This is a genomic window from Duganella caerulea, assembly GCF_040362985.1.
GTDB classification, from domain to species: domain Bacteria; phylum Pseudomonadota; class Gammaproteobacteria; order Burkholderiales; family Burkholderiaceae_D; genus Rugamonas; species Rugamonas vulcania.
Window position 1 is genome coordinate 406,070 of record NZ_BPWJ01000006.1, and the last position, 14,745, is coordinate 420,814.

17 protein-coding genes and 1 tRNA gene are annotated in these 14,745 nt (G+C 64.2%); 14 read left to right on the forward strand and 4 right to left on the reverse strand.

What is annotated here, in order from left to right:
- Positions 1–60 precede the first annotated feature (60 nt).
- Together ACUJB0_RS20525 and ACUJB0_RS20530 are read right to left on the reverse strand one after the other, a co-directional pair.
- The gene (locus tag ACUJB0_RS20525) at positions 61–1,290 is read right to left on the reverse strand and encodes an enoyl-CoA hydratase-related protein (RefSeq protein ID WP_444846839.1); all 1,230 of its coding nucleotides are present in this window, start codon (positions 1,288–1,290) and stop codon (positions 61–63) included.
- An 11-nt stretch (positions 1,291–1,301) separates the two neighbouring features.
- On the reverse strand, positions 1,302–2,504 hold the full coding sequence (locus tag ACUJB0_RS20530; RefSeq protein WP_444846840.1) for an acetyl-CoA C-acetyltransferase: 1,203 nt from the start codon (positions 2,502–2,504) through the stop codon (positions 1,302–1,304).
- 109 nt (positions 2,505–2,613) lie between these two features.
- Between ACUJB0_RS20530 and ACUJB0_RS20535 the strand changes: the two genes are divergently transcribed.
- The 6 genes from ACUJB0_RS20535 (at position 2,614) to ACUJB0_RS20560 (ending at position 7,584) form a co-directional block, all read left to right on the forward strand.
- Complete coding sequence (locus tag ACUJB0_RS20535) at positions 2,614–3,774, forward strand: acyl-CoA dehydrogenase family protein (RefSeq protein WP_444846841.1); 1,161 nt, start codon at positions 2,614–2,616, stop codon at positions 3,772–3,774.
- On the forward strand, positions 3,771–5,447 hold the full coding sequence (locus tag ACUJB0_RS20540) for an isovaleryl-CoA dehydrogenase (protein WP_444846842.1): 1,677 nt from the start codon (positions 3,771–3,773) through the stop codon (positions 5,445–5,447). The genes ACUJB0_RS20535 and ACUJB0_RS20540 overlap by 4 nt, the downstream gene beginning before the upstream one ends.
- 14 nt (positions 5,448–5,461) lie before the next feature.
- On the forward strand, positions 5,462–6,043 hold the full coding sequence (locus ACUJB0_RS20545; protein WP_444846843.1) for a TetR/AcrR family transcriptional regulator: 582 nt from the start codon (positions 5,462–5,464) through the stop codon (positions 6,041–6,043).
- 38 nt (positions 6,044–6,081) lie between these two features.
- Positions 6,082–6,732, forward strand: a complete 651-nt coding sequence (upp, locus tag ACUJB0_RS20550) for a uracil phosphoribosyltransferase (RefSeq protein ID WP_161088777.1) — start codon at positions 6,082–6,084, stop codon at positions 6,730–6,732.
- Between the two features lie 5 nt (positions 6,733–6,737).
- A complete protein-coding gene (locus ACUJB0_RS20555) occupies positions 6,738–7,094 on the forward strand; it encodes an Hpt domain-containing protein (RefSeq protein WP_444846844.1) in 357 nt (118 codons plus the stop codon).
- A gap of 286 nt (positions 7,095–7,380) precedes the next feature.
- On the forward strand, positions 7,381–7,584 hold the full coding sequence (locus ACUJB0_RS20560; RefSeq protein WP_008448165.1) for a cold-shock protein: 204 nt from the start codon (positions 7,381–7,383) through the stop codon (positions 7,582–7,584).
- Between the two features lie 97 nt (positions 7,585–7,681).
- Here the strand turns inward: ACUJB0_RS20560 and ACUJB0_RS20565 are convergent, their stop codons facing one another.
- Complete coding sequence (locus tag ACUJB0_RS20565) at positions 7,682–8,593, reverse strand: LysR family transcriptional regulator (protein ID WP_161085641.1); 912 nt, start codon at positions 8,591–8,593, stop codon at positions 7,682–7,684.
- A gap of 201 nt (positions 8,594–8,794) precedes the next feature.
- On the opposite strand from ACUJB0_RS20565, the gene aceB reads away from it, so the two are divergent.
- Entirely contained in the window at positions 8,795–10,393 is a 1,599-nt protein-coding gene (gene aceB / locus ACUJB0_RS20570) for a malate synthase A (RefSeq protein ID WP_444846845.1), read from the forward strand.
- Between the two features lie 33 nt (positions 10,394–10,426).
- Here the strand turns inward: aceB and gloB are convergent, their stop codons facing one another.
- Positions 10,427–11,233 carry a hydroxyacylglutathione hydrolase gene (gloB, locus tag ACUJB0_RS20575; RefSeq protein WP_444846846.1) on the reverse strand — a complete coding sequence of 269 codons (807 nt, stop codon included), beginning with the start codon at positions 11,231–11,233 and terminating at the stop codon, positions 10,427–10,429.
- A 21-nt stretch (positions 11,234–11,254) separates the two neighbouring features.
- On the opposite strand from gloB, the gene ACUJB0_RS20580 reads away from it, so the two are divergent.
- The 7 genes from ACUJB0_RS20580 to ACUJB0_RS20610 form a co-directional block, all read left to right on the forward strand.
- Positions 11,255–12,034 carry a class I SAM-dependent methyltransferase gene (locus ACUJB0_RS20580; protein WP_161085638.1) on the forward strand — a complete coding sequence of 260 codons (780 nt, stop codon included), beginning with the start codon at positions 11,255–11,257 and terminating at the stop codon, positions 12,032–12,034.
- Positions 12,027–12,467, forward strand: coding sequence for a ribonuclease HI (rnhA, locus tag ACUJB0_RS20585; protein WP_444846847.1), 441 nt, complete (start codon positions 12,027–12,029; stop codon positions 12,465–12,467). The genes ACUJB0_RS20580 and rnhA overlap by 8 nt, the downstream gene beginning before the upstream one ends.
- Before the next feature lie 53 nt (positions 12,468–12,520).
- The gene (gene dnaQ / locus ACUJB0_RS20590; protein ID WP_161085637.1) at positions 12,521–13,237 is read left to right on the forward strand and encodes a DNA polymerase III subunit epsilon; all 717 of its coding nucleotides are present in this window, start codon (positions 12,521–12,523) and stop codon (positions 13,235–13,237) included.
- A 70-nt stretch (positions 13,238–13,307) separates the two neighbouring features.
- Positions 13,308–13,382, forward strand: a tRNA-Val gene (locus ACUJB0_RS20595).
- 6 nt (positions 13,383–13,388) lie between these two features.
- A complete protein-coding gene (locus tag ACUJB0_RS20600) occupies positions 13,389–13,523 on the forward strand; it encodes a hypothetical protein (RefSeq protein WP_444846848.1) in 135 nt (44 codons plus the stop codon).
- Positions 13,524–13,674: 151 nt separating this feature from the next.
- Complete coding sequence (locus tag ACUJB0_RS20605; protein ID WP_444846849.1) at positions 13,675–14,013, forward strand: hypothetical protein; 339 nt, start codon at positions 13,675–13,677, stop codon at positions 14,011–14,013.
- Between the two features lie 35 nt (positions 14,014–14,048).
- A partial coding sequence (locus ACUJB0_RS20610; RefSeq protein WP_444846850.1) for a TolC family protein occupies positions 14,049–14,745 on the forward strand: 697 nt, incomplete at its 3' end.

The following is a 14,745-nucleotide window of genomic DNA, read 5'->3' on the forward strand; positions in this document are numbered from 1 at the left end:
AATAAATTGAAGTTTACATAGGGAAAACACGGCTGTTCTGGACAGCCGTGCAAGCCCGGTTCAAGCGTGTTGCGCGAAATGAAACGCGCCGCCGGTGTGGGCCGGGAAACCGAACAGCTGCACGGAAATCAGGTCGGCCTCGGCGCCGCTGACGGTGCCGCTTTCGACGTGCTGCCGCGCGGTGGCGCACAGCGCGTGCAGCAGGCGGTCGCGAAGCTCCGCCAGCTGGAGCGTGGATGCTTCGCCCTCGTCGCTGGCGGGGCTGGCGGCGGTATCGGGCGGCGGCGGCAGGCCGGCCGCGAGTGCGGCGTTGCGCAACAGCGCTTCCGGCACGGATCCGGCCCGCAGCGTGCGCACCTCGTCCGCGTAGCATAAACGCAATGCGGCGGCCAGCTCCAGCGCCGCCGGCGACGCCAGGTCGGCGCGAATTTGATTTAAGTGCATCAGATTGTGGGCCACCGGACTGATCGCCGTCTGGCAGAAATAGCGGCTTTCGATCAGCAGCGCGCTGTCGAAATCGACTTGCAGGCCCTCGACCATGGCGCACAGGATGGCCTCCGGCGCCGGCAGGTGGCCGCCGGTGCGCTGGCGCAGCACGGCGGGCGCCATTTGCAGCAGGGGCTGCACCGGGGCGGACGTGAGCGCGCCGCCCGGCAGGCGATAGCCCTTGACGTCCCACGGCTGCACTGCGGGCGTGTCGGCGGCCAGCGTGGTGTGCACCAGCTGGGACACCTGTTCCTCGTTGTAGGCGACGGCGTGCAGCAGGCCGGCGTGCTGGGCCTGGTCGGCGGTCAGCGTCGCGCCGTCGAGCAGCAGGGGCATGGCGCCCTGCAAGCCGGCCAGGCGCACGGTGCGGACGATTTCGCCCGCGGCCGGCGCCACGCCCAGATGTACTTGCGGCAGGCTGAAGGTCGCGTCGTCCAGGCTGATGCGGTGATGGCAGGCCAGCGCCAGGCCCAGCGCGTGGCCGCCGACCGCGCCGCCCAGCGTGGCGACCACCGGGATGCCCAGGCATTCCAGTCGGCGCAGCAAGCGGTTGTAGGCGGCCAGCATCAGCATGCAGTCGCCGGCCTGCGCGGCGGTCAGCGCCATCAGGTGCTCCAGTTCGTGGTCCGAATCGGTGGCCTCGGCGTCGAAGCCGATGATGACGCCGTGCAGGCCGCTCCGTCCGGCTTCCAGCTTGTCGAGCAGGGCGCCGAGCTCGCGCTGGAACAGCCGGCTCAGCGGGTTGATGGCGCGCGCGGCCACCATGACGGTGATGGTGCCGCCGATTTGATGGGTGGTGATCATGGTCATTCCGTTCACACGCGTTCGATGATGGTGGCGATGCCCATGCCGCCGCCCACGCACAGGGTTATCAGGCCGCGCTTGAGGTCGCGGGCTTCCAGTTCGTCCAGCAGGGTGCCGAGCAGCATGCAGCCGGTCGCGCCCAGCGGGTGGCCAAGCGCGATGGCGCCGCCGTTGACGTTGACCTTTTCCTCCGGCACGCCCAGCTCGGTCATGAAGCGCATTACCACCGAGGCGAAGGCTTCGTTCACTTCGAACAGGTCGATGTCGGCGATGTCCAGGCCGGCTTTCAGCAGCGCCTTGCGGGCGGCGGGCGCCGGGCCGGTCAGCATGATGGTCGGATCGGTGCCGGTGACGGCGGTGGCCAGCACGCGCGCGCGCGGCTTCAGGCCAAGCTGGTTGCCGGCCGCCTCGCTGCCGATCAGCGCGAGCGCGGCGCCGTCGACGATGCCGGAGGAGTTGCCGGCCGTGTGGATGTGGTCGACCCGGTCCAGCTGTGGATACTTGCGCAGCGCCACGCTGTCGAAGCCCATCCGGCCGGCCGCCTCGAATGAAGGCTTCAGGCCGCTCAAGGTTTCGATGGTGGTGTTGGGCTTGATGAATTCGTCCTCGGCCAGAATCAGCACGCCGTTCTGGTCGTGGACCGGTACCACCGAGCGGAACCGGCCGGCGGCGCGTGCGGCGGCGGCCTTCTGCTGGGAACGCACGGCGTAGGCGTCGACCTGTTCGCGGGTGTAGCCGTCCAGCATGGCGATCAGGTCGGCGCCTATGCCTTGCGGCAGGAAATCGGTGCGCAGGCTGGTCTCGGGATCCAGTGCCCAGGCGCCGCCGTCCGAGCCCATCGGCACGCGCGACATCGACTCGACGCCGCCGGCCACCACCAGGTCTTCCCAGCCGGAGCGCACTTTCTGCGCCGCCAAGTTGACCGCCTCCAGGCCCGAGGCGCAGAAACGGTTCAGCTGCACGCCGGCCACTTTCCAGTCCCAGCCGGCGGCCAGCGCGGCGATTTTGGCGATGTCCGCGCCCTGGTCGCCGACCGGCGTGACGCAGCCGAGCACGACGTCGTCGATCAGCGCGGTGTCGAGCTTGTGGCGCGTCTGCAGTTCGCGCATCAGGCCCGACAGCAGCGTGATCGGCTTGACGGTGTGCAAACTGCCGTCCTTCTTGCCCTTGCCGCGCGGGGTGCGGATGGCCTCGTACACATAGGCTTCGGTCATGGAATCTCCTTGTCTGGACGGCCATCATAGAGTGCAAACGATAACAAAGCAACTGCTTGCTTCGTGCCGCCAATTGCGCTAGTCTGGCCAGATAACAAGGAGACAGGCCATGTTTGACAGCCACGAACATCAGGAATTACAGCGCACACTGAGGCGCTTCATCGAGAGCGAAATCAATCCATATGTCGATGAGTGGGAGGAGGCCGGCATATTTCCCGCGCACGCCCTGTTCAGGAAAATGGGGGAGCTCGGTTTGCTGGGCCTGACCAAGCCGGTGGAATACGGCGGCTTGGGCCTCGATTATTCGTATTCGATGGCGATGGCCGAGACGCTGGGCCACGTCGATTGCGGCGCGATACCGATGGCGATCGGCGTGCAGACCGATATGTGCACGCCGGCATTGGCGCGCTTCGGCTCGGATGCCTTGTGCCGCGAGTTCCTGGCGCCGGCCATCAGCGGCGAGATGGTCGGCTGCGTCGGCGTCTCCGAGGCGCACGCCGGCTCGGACGTGGCGGCCATCCGCACCAGCGCCCGCAAGGACGGCGGCGATTACATCATCAACGGCAGCAAGATGTGGATCACCAACAGCCTGCAGGCCGACTGGATGTGCGTGCTGGTCAACACCTCCGACGGCCCGGCCCACCAGAACAAGACGCTGGTGATGGTGTCGATGGATACGCCGGGCGTCTCGGTCGGCAGGAAGATCCGCAAGATCGGCATGAACGCTTCCGACACAGGCTTGATCTACTTCGACGAGGTGCGCGTGCCGCAGCGCCACGCCATCGGCGAGGAGGGGCAGGGCTTCGTGTACCAGATGCTGCAGTTTCAGGAAGAACGCTTGTGGGCTGCGGCAAACGCGGTGCAAACGCTGGCCAATTGTATAGACTTGACGGTGGACTGGGCACGCGAGCGCGCCATGTTCGGCGGCCGGCTGCTGGATAATCAGCACGTGCATTTCAAGCTGGCGGAGTTGAAGACGGAAGTGGAGAGCCTGCGCGCGCTGACCTATCGCGCCGGGCAGCTATATATAAGCGGCCAGGATGTGACCGAGCTGGCCTCGATGTGCAAGCTGAAGGCCGGACGCCTGCTGCGACTGGTGCCCGACGCCTGCATGCAGTTCTGGGGCGGCATGGGCTACAGCTGGGAGAACCGCGTCGCGCGCATGTTCCGCGACGGGCGCCTGACATCCATCGCCGGTGGCGCCGATGAAGTCATGTTGGGCATCATCGCCAAGCAAATGGGCATCTTGCCGAAGAAGGAGAGGAAATGAATCCATTCGATACGCATGAAGTGAACAACACGGTTGCACCGTTCGAGAACGTCAACCTGTACGCGGCAGATCCGGCCCTGCAGGAGGCGCTGCTGCGCGAAGGCGGCGCGGCGGCGGCTGAGTCGCTGCACGCGCTGGGCGCGCAGCTGGGCCGCGCCGAGGTGCTCGACCTGGCGCGGCTGGCCAACCAATATTCACCGAAGCTGCACAACTTCGACCGCGCCGGCAAGCGCGTGGACGAGGTGGAGTTCCATCCGGCCTGGCACAGCCTGATGGCGCTGCTGATCGAGAACGGCGCGCATGCGTCGCCATGGCTGGGCGGCCCTGGCGCGCAGGTCGCGCGGGCGGCGCGCTACATGTTGTTCGGCCAGGTGGAGAACGGCTCGCAATGTCCGGTGACGATGACGTATGCGTCCGTGCCGGCGCTGAAGCAGGCGCCGAGGATCGCCGGCAAGTGGCTGCCGAAGATCCTGTCGACCGAATACGACCCGCGCTCGCTGCCGGTCGAGCAAAAGCGCGGCGCCATCATCGGCATGGGCATGACGGAGAAGCAGGGCGGTTCCGACGTGCGCTCCAACACCACCCGCGCGGAGCCGGTGCCGCTGGCCGAAGCGCGCGCGATGTTCGGCGAGGAGGGCGAGGACGTCTATCGCATCGTCGGCCACAAATGGTTCTTCTCGGCGCCGCAAAGCGACGCGCACCTGATCCTGGCGCAGACCGACGACGCGGGCAGTGCGGGATTGTCGTGCTTCTTCCTGCCGCGCTACCTGCCGGACGGCAGCCGCAACCAGATCCGCGTTCAGCGGTTGAAGGATAAATTGGGCAACCGTTCCAACGCCTCGTCGGAGGTCGAGTTCACCGGCGCCTACGGCTGGTTGATCGGCAAGCCGGGACGCGGCATCCCAACGATACTGGAGATGGGCAGTCATACGCGCCTCGACTGCGTGTTGGGCAGCGCCGGCACCATGCGCGCCGCGCTGACGCATGCGCTGCATCACGCGCGCAGGCGTTCGGCGTTCGGCCGCCCGCTGTCCGAACAGCCGCTGATGCAGAACGTGCTGGCCGACCTGGCGCTGGAATCGGAAGCGGCGACGGCCTTCGGCATGCGCCTGGCGCGCTGCTTCGACGAGGGCGCCGATCCGGCGCAGGCGCTGCTGGCCCGCATCCTGACGCCGGCCGGAAAATACTGGATCTGCAAGCGCGGCCCGGCCTTCGGCGCGGAGGCGATGGAAGTCATCGGCGGCAGCGGCTACGTGGAGGACGGCCCGCTGGCGCGCCTGTATCGCGAGCTGCCCGTCAACTCGATCTGGGAAGGCTCGGGCAATGTGATGTGCCTTGACTTGTTGCGCGCCTTCGGCAAAACTCCAGCCGCGCGCGAGGCGCTGGCGTCCGAACTGGCGCTGGCCGGCGAGTCCGATGCCGACTACGTCCGTTACACGCAGGCCTTGCTGGCCGACTTGAACCAGCCGCAGTCCGACGAATTCGGCGCCCGCGTGCTGGCCGAGCGGGTGGTGCTGGCGGTGCAGGCCGGCCTGCTGTTGCGGCATGCGCCGGCCTGGGTATCGTCGGCGTTTGTCGCATCGCGGCTGGCGCGCGAACCCGGCGGCGCCTTCGGACGGCTGCCGGCGGGCGTCGATTGCGCGGCCATCCTGGCGCGCGCGCTGATTGAATAAACTGGATAAATAGTATGACGAATACCGCCCCTGTCGATAACCGCCGCGCCGATCTGGTGCGCGTAGCCGCGCGCCTGTTCCGCGAGCGCGGTTTCGACGGCACCACCACGCGCGATATCGCCGACGCCGTCGGCATGCGCTCCGGCAGTCCGTTCTATCACTTCAAGAGCAAGCAGGAGATACTCGCGGCGGTGATGGAGGAGGGCCTGGTGGCGGGGCTGCCGGCCGCCGAGGCCATCGTGGCGGGCGATCTGCCGCCGCGCGCCAAGTTCCAGACACTGGTGCGCGCGCACCTGGAAATCGTGCTGGGCGAAGGCCACGACTTCATCCCGGTGCTGCTGTACGACTGGCGCCGCCTGACGCCGGAACTGCGCGAACGCGTGCAGGTGCTGCGCGACCGCTACGATCAATTGTGGCAGGACGTGGTCAATGAATTGTCGGCCGCCGGCCTGCTGCGCAGCGACAGCGCGGTGGCGCGCCTGCTGCTGATGGGCGCGATCAATTACAGCGTGCTGTGGTACAAGCCGGGCCAGGGATCCAACCTGGACCAGATAGCGGAAGAGGCGGTCGCGATGTTTCTGGGTTCCGAGGCCTAGTATAATAAAAAACACATACCGACCAAATAGAGCAAACAATGAAACAAGATCCGCGTTTTCCCAACCTGTTTATCACCAACCACCCGCTGATACAACACAAACTGAGCCACATGCGCGCGAAGGACACGTCGACGCGTACCTTCCGCGACCTGCTCAAGGAAATCACGCTGCTGATGGGCTATGAGATCACGCGCGACCTGCCGCTGACCACCCGCACCGTCGAAACCCCGCTGATGACCATTGACGCGCCGGTCATCGCCGGCCGCAAGCTGGCCATCGTCCCCATCCTGCGCGCCGGCATCGGTATGAGCGACGGCCTGCTGGACCTGGTGCCGTCGGCCCGCGTCGGCCACATCGGCGTATTCCGCGATCCTGAAACCCACCAGCCGGTGGAATACCTGGTGCGCCTGCCGGACACGGTCGAACGCACCTTCATCCTGTGCGACCCGATGGTGGCGACCGGTAATTCGGCCGTGCACGCGGTGGACGTGCTGAAAAAGCGCGGCGTGACCGACGACCAGATCATCTTCCTGGCCCTGGTGGCCGCGCCGGAAGGCGTCGAAGTGTTCCAGAAGGCACATCCGGGCGTGAAGATCTACTGCGCCTCGCTCGATTCGCACCTGAACGACCACGCCTACATCGTGCCTGGCCTGGGCGACGCCGGCGACCGCATCTTCGGCACCAAGTAATCATCATGGCGACTCCGGCCGATCCCGAATACCGCGCCCGCCTGGCGGCGTTGAGCGAACGGTACGCCGCCACCGTGCCGGGCACGATGGCGCAGATCACCAATGCGCTGGCCGCTTGCAAGGCGACCGGTGGCGATCCGCCGCCGGAAACGGAACTGCGCCGGCTTCACGAATTGCTGCATGGCGTGGCCGGATCCGCTGGTACCTTCGGCTTCGGCATGCTGGGGCAGCAGGCGCGCCGCATCGAACACATGGTGCGCGGCGTGCTGACCGAGCATACCGGCTGGTCCGCGGTCATTCCGGAAGTCGAACAGCTGCTGAATTGGGCAGCCCGTGACGCGCAAGCAACAGATTACGAGTAAGCGTGCGCTTGATCCATGTCAAATGACGTAGGATTAAGTTGTCTATAGTGACAAATACACCCCGAGAGACGGGTTGTTGAGCGATGGAAAGTTGGCGTTTTTGCTGGGTTTCTACCAAAGAAAATGTGGCTTTGCATTTATTTTCGCGAAAACGTGCTTTTCTCTCGTAAATGGGTATAATGCGGGATCGTTTAGATTCAAGAGTAGTGCAGTTTGTCTGTCATTTCTTTCTTGCCTCAAACGATATCACGGGCGCAAGCCCAACTTAACTGAAATAGGAATTGTAATGGCAACTGGTATCGTAAAATGGTTCAATGATTCGAAGGGCTTCGGCTTTATCACCCCGGACGAAGGCGGCGAAGATCTGTTCGCTCACTTCTCGGCGATTCAGTCCGCAGGCTTCAAGTCGCTGCAAGAGAACCAACGCGTTTCTTTTGAAGTGACCGCTGGTCCTAAGGGCAAGCAAGCTTCGAACATTCAGCCACTGTAATACGCTGAATCAAACGAAATAAGAAATCCTCGGTATCCGGGGATTTTTTTTCGCCCGCGTTTTTGTGCGGGCTGTGGTGTGAGCTGTTACATCAGCATCATTTCCAGGATTTGCGCCAATAATCCGGCTGCGCATACGTGTGCCGCAGGAAATCCACGAAGGCGCGTATCCGCAGCGGCAGATGGCGGCGCTGCGCGAACACGGCGTAGATATCGTTGCCCGGCGCGGAATGCTCGTTGAGCACCGTCTGCAGCTTGCCCGCCTCGATCTCATTCCCCACTTCCCACATCGACCGCCATGCCAGACCCTTGCCGGCCAGCGCCCAGTCGTGCAGCACCTGGCCGTCGTTGCTGCCCATGTTGCCGCTCACCTTGACCACCACGTTCTTGCCGTTGTCGCGGAAGGTCCAGCCGCGCTGGCTGCCTTCGCTGCTGATCGCCAGGCAGTTGTGCTTGGCCAGGTCGGCCAGCGTCTTCGGTTCGCCGTGGCGCTTGAGGTAGGAGGGCGCGGCCACCACCACCCGTTCGTTGTCGGCCAGCTTGACGCTGACCAGGCTGGAATCGGACAGGCTGGCGATGCGGATCGCCACGTCGATGCCTTCGCCGACGATGTCGACCACGCGATCGCTCATGTTCAGCGTGACGCTGACGTCGCGGTGCTCGGCCAGGAAGGAGGGAATCAGCGGCGCCACGTGCTGGCGCCCGAAACCGGCCGGGGCCGAGATCATCAGGTGTCCCGTGGCGTGGGCGCTGCGTTCGGCCACGGCGGTTTCGGCCTCCTCCAGTTCGGCCAGGATGCGCTGGCAATCCTCCAGGAAGGCCGCGCCCTCGTTGGTCAGCGCCAGTTTGCGCGTGGTGCGTTGCAAAAGTTTGACACCCAGGCGGGTTTCCAGCGCGTCCAGCCGGCGGCCGATCATGGCCGGAGCGATGCCCTCGGCGCGCGCGGCGGCCGACAGGCTGCCCTTGGAAACCACTTCAACGAAGGTGGAGATCTGTCTGAATTGCCCCATGGAACGCCTAGCCCGTCACTTGTGATAAAAACGCATAGATGATGTGATTTTTAGTCTCGTTTGCATAACTTATTAGTGAATATACTGTAAAACATATCAAGGCGTAACTGAGTCCGCACACTAAAACTTTGGGCGTGCAACAAGAAGGCCAGTGCTTATAATTAGTTTGGTTGCTAATATTTTTACTATCGGAGAGACCTCATGACGCAGTCCACCATCAATCTGCCGGCAGGCATGGAAATCACGGGCGAGATCAAGCCTGGCTACGAAAACATCCTGACCACCGAGGCACTGTCGCTGGTGGTGAAGCTGACCCGCGAATTCGAAGCGCGCCGTCAACAACTGCTGGCCGTGCGCGTCGAGCGCGCCAAGCGCCTGGATGCCGGCGAGCGTCCCGACTTCCTGCCTGAGACCGCGCACATCCGCGCCGGCGACTGGAAGATCGCACCGATTCCGAAGGCGCTGGAATGCCGCCGCGTGGAAATCACCGGCCCGGTCGAGCGCAAGATGGTCATCAACGCCTTCAATTCGGGCGCCGACAGCTACATGACCGACTTCGAAGATTCGAACACGCCGAACTGGGACAACCAGATCACCGGCCAGATCAATATGTTCGACGCCGTGCGCCGCACCATTTCGATGGAGCAGAACGGCAAGTCCTACAAGCTCAACGACAAGATCGCCACGCTGGTGGTGCGCCCACGCGGCTGGCACCTGGACGAGAAGCACGTGCTGGTCGACGGCAAGCGCATCTCCGGCGGCATCTTCGACTTCGCGTTGTTCATGTTCCACAACGCCAAAGAGCAGCTGGCGCGCGGCGCCGGTCCATACTTCTACCTGCCGAAGATGGAATCGCACCTGGAAGCACGCCTGTGGAACGACATCTTTGTGATGACGCAAAACGAACTGGGCCTGCCACAAGGCACGATCAAGGCCACCGTGCTGATCGAGACGATCCTGGCCGCGTTCGAGATGGACGAAATCCTGTACGAACTGCGCGAGCACAGCTCGGGCCTGAACGCCGGCCGCTGGGACTACATCTTCTCGTGCATCAAGAAGTTCAAGCTGGACAAGGACTTCTGCCTGGCCGACCGCGCCAAGGTGACGATGACCGCGCCGTTCATGCGCGCCTACGCCTTGCTGCTGCTGAAGACCTGCCACAAGCGCAACGCGCCGGCGATCGGCGGCATGGCCGCGCTGATCCCGATCAAGAACGATCCGGAAAAGAACGAAGTCGCCATGGGCGGCGTGCGCAACGACAAGGCGCGCGATGCCACCGATGGCTACGACGGCGGCTGGGTCGCCCACCCGGGCCTGGTGGAACTGGCGATGACCGAGTTCACCAAGGTGTTGGGCGACAAGCCGAACCAGATCGACAAGCAGCGTCCCGACATTGACGTCACCGCCGCGCAGCTGCTGGACTTCAAGCCTGAAGCGCCGATCACCGAAGCCGGCCTGCGCTACAACATCAACGTCGGCATCCACTACCTGGGCAGCTGGCTGGCCGGTAACGGCTGCGTGCCGATCCACAACCTGATGGAAGATGCGGCCACGGCGGAAATCAGCCGTTCGCAAGTGTGGCAGTGGATCCGTTCGGACAAGGGCGTGCTGGAAGATGGCCGCAAAGTCACCGCCGACATGGTGCGTGCGATGATCAAGGAAGAGCTGGTCAAGGTGCAGCGCGATGCGCCGGGCGGCGACGGCCCGACCTACGTCCGCGCCGGCCAGATCTTCGAACAGATGTCGACCTCGACCGAGTTCGCGGAGTTCCTGACCTTGCCGCTGTACGAAGAGATCTAAGAAAAACCAACGGCCCGCAAGGGCCGTTTTTCATTAGAAGTCATTTTTCCACAAGCGCAGCGCGGTGAACGTGGCCAGCGGTGTGTCGATGCGGTCCAGCCGCCCGGCGCGCAGCAATTGTTCGGCGATGGCCGGCTCACGGTAGCGCAGGAAGGGATTGGTCGCCTTTTCCACGCCTATCGTGCTCGGCACCGTCGGCACGTTGTGCTCGCGCTTGTCGGTCTCCACCTTCACCCGTTCCTGCAGCGCCAGGTTGTCCGGCTCCACCACGCGCGCGAAGCGCAGGTTGGACAGCGTATATTCGTGGGCACAGTAGACCTTGGTATCATCTGGAAGCGAGGCCAGTTTGCCGAGCGAGCTGATCATCTGCGCCGGCGTGCCTTCGAACAGGCGGCCGCAGCCGCCGGCGAACAGCGTGTCGCCGCAGAACAGCCAGGTCGGCTCGCCGTCGGCGGGCTCGCGCACGTAGGCGATGTGGCCCATGGTGTGGCCGGGCACGTCCAGCACCGACAGCCGCAGCGCCAGGCCGGGCACGTCGATCGTCTTGCCTTCGCCGACCGGCAAAGTGACCGCGGCTATGCTCTCGTTGCGCGGACCAAAAACGGGAACCTGATAATGCTGTAATAATTCAGGAACGCCCCCAATATGGTCAGCGTGGTGATGGGTGAGTAGAATGGCGGTGAGCTTGAGGCCGTTGGCCTTGAGGGCCGCCAGTATCGGCTTGGCGTCACCGGGGTCGACAGCGGCGGCGTGGACGCCATCGTGGATCAGCCACAGGTAGTTGTCGTGGAACGCTGGAACCGTCAGAACACTGAGTGCTTGAATAGATGAATTGGTCATTGGATCGCAAAAAGGCTAGGCATGGACAAGGCAGGATCTGAGAAATCCATTATAGCGCTGGAAGGCTGGCTGCAAACGCCCGCCGGTGTGTACTTGCGTGAGTGGGAACAAACCTGTCTCGATAATTTAACAGCCGATATCTTCGGATACAACGCAGTACAGATAGGCATGCCGCAAATCGATGCACTGGCCGCCAACCGCATGCCATACAAACTGCTGGCCGACCGCAAGGTGCGTCCCGTGACCAGCCCGGCGCAGCGGCCGGTGTCGCTGACGCTGGACTACACCGAGCTACCGTTCGCTTCGCAATCGATCGACCTGGTGGTGCTGCCGCATGTGCTGGAGTTCTCCACCGATCCGCACCAGGTGCTGCGCGAGGTCGAACGGGTGCTGATCCCGGAAGGGCAGGTGATCATCTGCGGCTTCAACCCGGCCAGCCTGTGGGGCGCGCGCCACGTGCTGCGGCGCGTGGGCGGCACCTCCTTCCTGCCGCGCACGGAGGAGCTGATCTCTATGCCGCGCATGAAAGACTGGTTAAAATTATTGAACATGGGCGCCAGCCAGAGCCACTTCGGCTGCTACGCGCCGGCCTGCCGCACAGAAAAGTGGCTGCATCGCTACGCATTCATGGATAATGCCGGGCCGCGCTGGTGGCCGTACTTCGGCGGCGTGTACATCGTGCAGGCGATCAAGCGCGTGAAAGGCATGCATTTGATCGGTCCGGCTTGGACCAAGAAAACAGCGACGGCCCCCGCGGTCGTCCCGGCAACAAATAAAAGGCGGGAACAGCAGGATGGATAAGGTAGAGATTTTTACGGACGGCGCATGCAAGGGTAATCCCGGCCTCGGCGGCTGGGGCGCGTTCCTGGTGGCCGAGAGCGCCGAGAAGGAAATTTGCGGCGGCGCGCGCGACACCACCAACAACCGCATGGAACTGCAGGCGGTGATCGAGGCGCTCAACGCGCTCAAGCGGCCGTGCATGGTCACGCTGCACACCGACAGCCAGTATGTTCAAAAAGGCATCAGTGAATGGATACACGGCTGGAAGGCGCGCGGCTGGAAGACCGCCGCCAAGGAGCCGGTCAAGAACGAGGACCTGTGGCGCGCGCTGGACGCCGCGCAGGCCATGCACACCGTCGAATGGCGCTGGGTGCGCGGCCACAACGGACATCCGGGCAACGAGCGGGCCGACATGCTGGCCAACCGCGGCGTCGAACTGGCACGCGGCCGATGAGCGGCCACGGCCTGTTATACTCTTGCGTTCGGATGTAGCCACCACAGAACACTATGCGCCAAATCGTACTCGATACCGAAACCACCGGTATCAACCCCAAGCTGGGCAACCGCATCATCGAGATCGGTTGCGTGGAACTGAACAACCGTATGCTGACGGGGAATAACTTCCACGTCTACATCAACCCGGAACGGGACTCGGAAGAGGGCGCGCTGAACGTCCACGGCCTGACCACCGAGTTCCTGAGCGATAAGCCGAAATTCCATCAGATCGTCGACGACCTGCGCGCCTACATCCAGGGCGCGGAAGTCATCATCCACAACGCGCCGTTCGACCTGGGCTTCCTGAACCACGAATTCAAGCTGCTGAACCTGCCGGACTTTTCCAGCCACATCGGCGGCGTGATCGACACGCTGGTGCATGCCAAGGAACTCCATCCGGGCAAGCGCAACTCGCTGGACGCGCTGTGCGACCGCTACGGCGTGTCGAACTCGCACCGCAAGCTGCACGGCGCGCTGCTCGATGCCGAGCTGCTGGCCGACGTCTACCTGTCGATGACGCGCGGGCAGAACAGCCTGGGCATGGATGCGGAAGAGGAAGTGGTGAGCGGCGCGGAATTGCTGGAGCCGGTGCCGCTGGCCGACATCATCTTCCTGCCGGCGACGGAGGACGAGCTGGCGGCCCACGCGGCCACGCTGGCCGGGCTGGACAAGGCCGTCAAAGGCCAGTGCATCTGGACCGCGACCACCACGCCGCAGGTCGCCGCGTAAGAAAAAGCGAGAATTTTCGTTTTCGGCCTTCCCCTGCGGGCAGGTTGTATGCGATAATTCGCCCCGCTTCGGGAGGTTAGCTCAGGGGTAGAGCACTGCATTCACACTGCAGGGGTCGCAAGTTCGAAACTTGCACTTCCCACCAGAATTCATGAAGAAAATCAAAGGCCTGCATCAATCTGATGCAGGCCTTTTTTTCTTTCGGGCTTCGAAAAAGGTAAGGGCAATGTTCATTGGATTGACGCTGTCCTGTGGACTATTCACTATCGCCAACACTGGCGAATGACCGTGCTGGTGGCAAATAACTGTCCGGCCGGCGCCTAACGCATCCGTAATAAAGTGCTCATCTTGTCGTAAGTTTATGGCCGCTAGAATTCGGGCTCTTCAGTTTTCGACTTCACGAGGCACTTTTGAAATCAGTCCACGCACTTCTGGCGATGCCGCTATGGGTAGCCCTGGCCGGCTGCGCCGCCTATTCGAATGCGCCGGTCGATTGGCAGCACGGCGCCAAGCGCGGCACGGTGGCGGAGATCTATGACGCCAACACGCCGCCCGACCGCATCCCCGCCTGCCTGGCCGGCAGCTCGCCCGCCGACCTGACCCAGCACCACTACGTACGGCTGAGCTATCACCACGTGCGCGCGATGCATACCGAAGTGGCCGAGCTGCCGCCCGGCGTCAGCGTGCAGATGGGCGAGATGGTCGAGCTGTGGCCGGCCGACTGCGCCAAGGGGGCGTTGTCGCGCATCACCCGCGTCATGCCTGCGGTGCCTTGAGCGCGGCGACCGATCGTTCCTTTCCGGATGTACAGATGAATCCATTGATTGCATGGCGCGTGCGCGCCTGCGTGGCTGTGTGCCTGATGCTGGCCGGCGTTGGCGTCCACGCCGAAGTGCTGACGCTGGCGCAGGCAATCGCCCGCGCCGCCGAGCACAACAACGATACCCGCCTGGCCGCGCTGGCGGTGGACGGCGCGCAGGCCGCCGGCCTGAGCGCCGCCGCGCCGCCCAATCCCACGCTGACGCTGCAGAGCTTCAACATCAATCGCGGCCTCGGGGTCGGCAGCGGCAAGCTGCGTGACAAGACCGTCGACAGCGCCGTGCGCATCGACCAGCTGATCGAGCGCGGCGGCAAGCGCGAGCTGCGCGTGGCCAACGCCGGCCACCTGGAGCGCGCCGCCCGCGATGACCTGCGCGACAGCCAGCGCCAGTTGCGCCTGCAGGTGAGCCTGGCCTACTACGACTGGCAGGCCGCCACCGCGCGCCTGGCCGTGCTGCGCGAGAGCGCCGCGCTGTCCGACACCACGGTCGCCGCCGCCCGGCGGCGCCTGAAGGCCGGCGACCTGGCCGCCGCCGACGTCGCGCGCGCCACGGTCGATGCCTTGCGCGCGCGTAACGACGCGCAGCAGGCCGAGACCGACGTGGCGGCCGCGCGCATCGCCCTGATGCCGCTGCTCGGCGAGCCCGAACGCTGCGATGTCGAGGCCGCGCCGGCCGACGCGCTGACCG